This is a genomic window from Neisseria sp. P0021.S005, assembly GCF_051956955.1.
Map to the genome: position 1 here is coordinate 1 of NZ_JBQCWY010000246.1, position 4,213 is coordinate 4,213.

The 4,213-nt window shown below is 45.4% G+C and carries 3 protein-coding genes and 1 pseudogene; 1 reads left to right on the forward strand and 3 read right to left on the reverse strand.

The annotated features are described in order from the left end of the window. Positions 1-12: 12 nt before the first annotated feature. The 3 genes from ACTHUE_RS11940 to uvrB form a co-directional block, all read right to left on the reverse strand. Positions 13-573 carry a hypothetical protein gene (locus ACTHUE_RS11940; protein ID WP_070460621.1) on the reverse strand — a complete coding sequence of 187 codons (561 nt, stop codon included), beginning with the start codon at positions 571-573 and terminating at the stop codon, positions 13-15. After that, on the reverse strand, positions 563-1,030 hold the full coding sequence (locus ACTHUE_RS11945; RefSeq protein ID WP_107769084.1) for a hypothetical protein: 468 nt from the start codon (positions 1,028-1,030) through the stop codon (positions 563-565). The genes ACTHUE_RS11940 and ACTHUE_RS11945 overlap by 11 nt, the downstream gene beginning before the upstream one ends. Positions 1,031-1,095: 65 nt before the next feature. Beyond that, positions 1,096-3,114, reverse strand: a complete 2,019-nt coding sequence (gene uvrB, locus ACTHUE_RS11950; RefSeq protein ID WP_070460625.1) for an excinuclease ABC subunit UvrB — start codon at positions 3,112-3,114, stop codon at positions 1,096-1,098. Between the two features lie 188 nt (positions 3,115-3,302). On the opposite strand from uvrB, the pseudogene ACTHUE_RS11955 reads away from it, so the two are divergent. Beyond that, positions 3,303-3,956: pseudogene (locus ACTHUE_RS11955) on the forward strand (IS1595 family transposase). Positions 3,957-4,213: the final 257 nt, after the last annotated feature.

A 4,213-nucleotide genomic window follows, 5' to 3' on the forward strand; every position in this document is an offset into this window, starting at 1 on the left:
ATTTAATATCATTCATTTTACATTACTCACCAAAGAATTGTTTCCACAGATAATATCTTGAATTTGATGCTGATTATTTGGTAATGAATTTCCAATATACTGACTTTCTAAAATTCCCTGAAACTCAGAGTTGCAACTAAAATTATTATTAACTGTAACATTAACTAATTTTGATATCGTTTGCGTGTTATCATTATGTTTTATAATGGAGAAATTTCTAAAGTCTTCAGCTATCTTTACCTCAGGATTAATATTTAACTTCACGGTATTAAATTTACTATCTTCTAAATAGCAAACTTTTTGACCTTCATAAGCAGGCATAAGCTTAACATATTTATTAAAAACAGAAAAAATATCTGCCAATTCTTTTAATCTAATATTAGCAAAGCCCTCCAATAAACCTGTCACATATGCCTCATTTTTCCCTAACAGTTTTTGCAATTCCTCAGGTTGGATTTGGGCATATTCCATCTCTAGAGCCAGTCTTTCTGACAATTCAATAAGAATATCTTCTTGATATACTGCTTGATCAAATTCACTTCTACTACTTAAAGCTAGTACGTTAGTCTTCATAACTGAATCCATTTTTTTCGAATTTATCTTTTTCTTGCAAAGAAATTTCTGTATCTTTTGGATGTAATTTTTCTGTTTGTTTTCTCAAAAAATGTGTAATACACATTAGTTCCTCACCATATGGGTTGCAATCCCAAAAATAAGCACGTAAATGAGCTAAATCATTAATAGAACCATTTTCTTCATTGAATTTATCCCAATCGGTACAGTGAGCATATTTAATTGCTTTAAATGGATATTTTTCATTATTTATTGCTTCTGGCATTTTTAAAGCTTCCCCATTTATGTATCTACGAATCCTAGCAACAAGCCCAACAGCGGGCGTTCCAAATAACTCGTGAACTTTATTAAGTTTATTTATACCATTTGTATCTCTTTGCGCTTGCTCCAAAATAACAGATATTTTTACTGTCCCTTTATAAAACAAATGTGGTGGATAATCATTATAACCATGCATTTTGTTTATCATCCATAAATAAGGTATTTATTGTGAGAAATAACATTTTTGAAAGTATAGCACAGTTAAAACAACAAATTCTCTTTAATCCCCCGAATCCTATCCCGCAACACAGCCGCTTCTTCAAACTGCAAATCCCTAGCTGCCTGCTGCATGGCTTTTTCCAGTTTGGCGATTTCTTTAATCGCGTCTTCTTCATTGTGAATCTCGCCGACTTTGACTTTGTTTTTGCCTTTCAGACGGCCTTTGCCGCTGTCTTCTTCGTGGTACACGCCATCGATGATGTCTTTGACCTGTTTTTTAATCTGCTGCGGCACGATGTCGTGTTCTTCGTTGAATTTAATCTGTTTTTCGCGGCGGCGTTCGGTTTCATCGATGGCGGCTTTCATGGAATCGGTAATTTTGTCGGCGTACAGGATGGCGACACCGTTCACGTTGCGCGCGGCTCGGCCTATGGTTTGAATCAGGCTGCGGTGGGAGCGCAGGAAGCCTTCTTTGTCAGCGTCGAGGATAGCGACGAGGGAGACTTCGGGGATGTCCAAGCCTTCGCGCAAGAGGTTGATGCCGACGAGTACGTCAAACAATCCGAGCCGCAAATCTCTAATAATTTCAACACGCTCTACGGTATCAATGTCGCTGTGCAGGTAGCGCACTTTGATGCCGAGTTCGCTGTAATAGTCGGTGAGTTGTTCCGCCATGCGTTTGGTGAGGGTGGTAACGAGCACGCGTTCGCCTTTTTGGATGCGGTCGTTGATTTCGCTCATTAAGTCATCAACTTGGGTGGCGACGGGGCGGATGATGATTTGGGGATCGACCAGCCCGGTGGGGCGGACGACTTGTTCGACTACTTGTCCGGCGTGTTCTTCTTCGTATTTGGCGGGGGTGGCGGAAACGAAAATGGTTTGCGGCATGACTTTTTCAAATTCGTGGAACTTGAGCGGTCGGTTGTCTCGGGCGGAAGGCAGGCGGAAGCCGTAGTCCACGAGGTTTTGCTTGCGCGATGCGTCGCCTTTGTACATGCCGCCGATTTGGGTGACGGTAACGTGGCTTTCGTCGATGAACATGATAGCGTTGTCGGGCAGGTAGTCCATCAGCGTGGGCGGCGGTTCGCCTTCTTTTTTTCCGGAGAAGTGGCGGGAGTAGTTTTCGATGCCTTTGCAGAAGCCCATTTCGTAGAGCATTTCGAGGTCGAAGCGGGTGCGCTGTTCAATGCGTTGTTGTTCGACAGGGCGTTGTTCGCGGGCAAAAAATTCAATGCGTTCGCGCAATTCTTCTTTGATGGACTCGCAGGCGCGCAAGACGGTGTCGCGCGGGGTAACGTAGTGGCTGGATGGGAAGACGGTGTAGCGGCCGACGCGTTGGTGCAGGCTGCCTGAAAGCGGGTCGAACATATCGAGTCGGTCGATTTCGTCATCGAACAGGCTGATGCGCAAGGCGTTTTCGGAGCTTTCAGCAGGGTACACGTCAATCACGTCGCCGCGTACACGGAAGCTGCCGCGTTTGAAGTCCAAATCACCGCGTTCGTACTGCATGGAAACGAGTGTGGCAATGATGTCGCGCTGCTCGATGGTATCGCCTTCTTTGACGGACAACACCATTTGTTGATATTCGGTCGGGTCACCGATACCGTAAATGGCGGACACGGTGGCGACGATAATCACGTCGTCGCGCGTCATCAGGTTTTTGGTGGCGGAAAGGCGCATCTGCTCGATGTGTTCGTTGATCGCGCTGTCTTTTTCGATGAACAAATCGCGGCTGGGCACATAGGCTTCAGGCTGATAATAGTCGTAGTAGGAGACGAAATATTCCACCGCGTTTTCGGGGAAAAACTCGCGCATTTCTGCATAAAGCTGGGCGGCAAGGGTTTTGTTGTGCGCCATGATGATAGCAGGGCGGCCGCTTTGAGCAATGACGTTCGCCATGGTGTAGGTTTTACCCGAACCGGTTACACCAAGCAAGGTTTGATAGGCCAGGCCGTCTGAAAGCCCTTCGAGCAAGCCGGCAATGGCAGCGGGCTGGTCACCGGCAGGAGGAAATGGCTGATGGAGTTTAAACGGAGAATTGGGATATTGGATGACTTCCATAAGACAGCCTGTTTTATGTTCAGGTAAAGAGAGGATTATAACAAAGGGTCGTCTGAAAATTGATAGTGTGCTAATCTGACAAGACTAAATATTTCATCTCCTTCCTTAGCTAACTGAGGTTAGTTATGTTAGCAGGAACAATTAAATTAGGGGCTGTACTAGATTAGCAGATATGTTACCCTCGAAATATGAAGATAACGCACTGCAAATTAAAGAAAAAAGCACAGAAAGAACTGCTCCGTTTTTTTGTACTGGAAGTTACCGCCCGTTCTGCAGTCGATATTTTGGGTATCCATCCCAATTCAGCAGCACTGTTCTACCGTAAAATCCGCACGGTTATAAACTATCATTTGGCCTTGGCTGCCGATGAGGTTTTCGAGGGCCCTGTCGAGCTGGACGAAAGCTATTTCGGCGGACAGCGTAAAGGCAGGCGTGGTCGCGGTGTGGCAGGAAAAGTGGTTGTCGTCGGCATTCTGAAACGCAACGGACGGGTCTATATCGTTGTGGTGGATAATGCCAAGTCTGAAACGTTACTCCCTGTCATTAAAAAGAAAATCATGCCGGACAGTATTGTTTATACCGATAGTCCGAGCAGCTACGACAAGTTGGACGTGAGCGGTTTCATCCATTACCGCATCAACCATTCCAAGGAATTTGCCGACCGTCAGAACCACATTAATGGCATTGAGAATTTTTAGAATCAGGCAAAACGTGTCTTGCGAAAATACAATGGAATCGATCGCAAATCTTTCCCGCTGTTCTTGAAAGAATGCGAATTTCGATTTAACTTCGGCACACCGTCCCGGCAGCTAAAAATCCTGCGGGATTGGTGTGGAATTTAGAGCTAATCTAGTACAGCCCCTTAAATTATCCTCTCCCGAAAGGATGTATCCCCCACGTCCTTTTCTTTATCCGCTTCCTCCCTTTCGATCAGATTTCTACCCCGTAAAAGGCTTACACTCCGCATCATTGCCCCTAAATATCTCCTCACCGTCCGTACAGCTTCCCTTCACCTTCATCTTCCCGCACACTACCGCCGTCAACGACTCGTTCAAGCGTAATACTCTCGGCTCCGCCTCCCTGTCCAGAGCCACCGCCT

Coding starts and splice junctions, on each gene's coding strand:
- uvrB (WP_070460625.1), bottom strand. CDS start 3,114: ATGGAAGTCATCCAATATCCCAATTCTCCGTTTAAACTCCATCAGCCA.
- ACTHUE_RS11940 (WP_070460621.1), bottom strand. CDS start 573: ATGAAGACTAACGTACTAGCTTTAAGTAGTAGAAGTGAATTTGATCAA.
- ACTHUE_RS11945 (WP_107769084.1), bottom strand. CDS start 1,030: ATGCATGGTTATAATGATTATCCACCACATTTGTTTTATAAAGGGACA.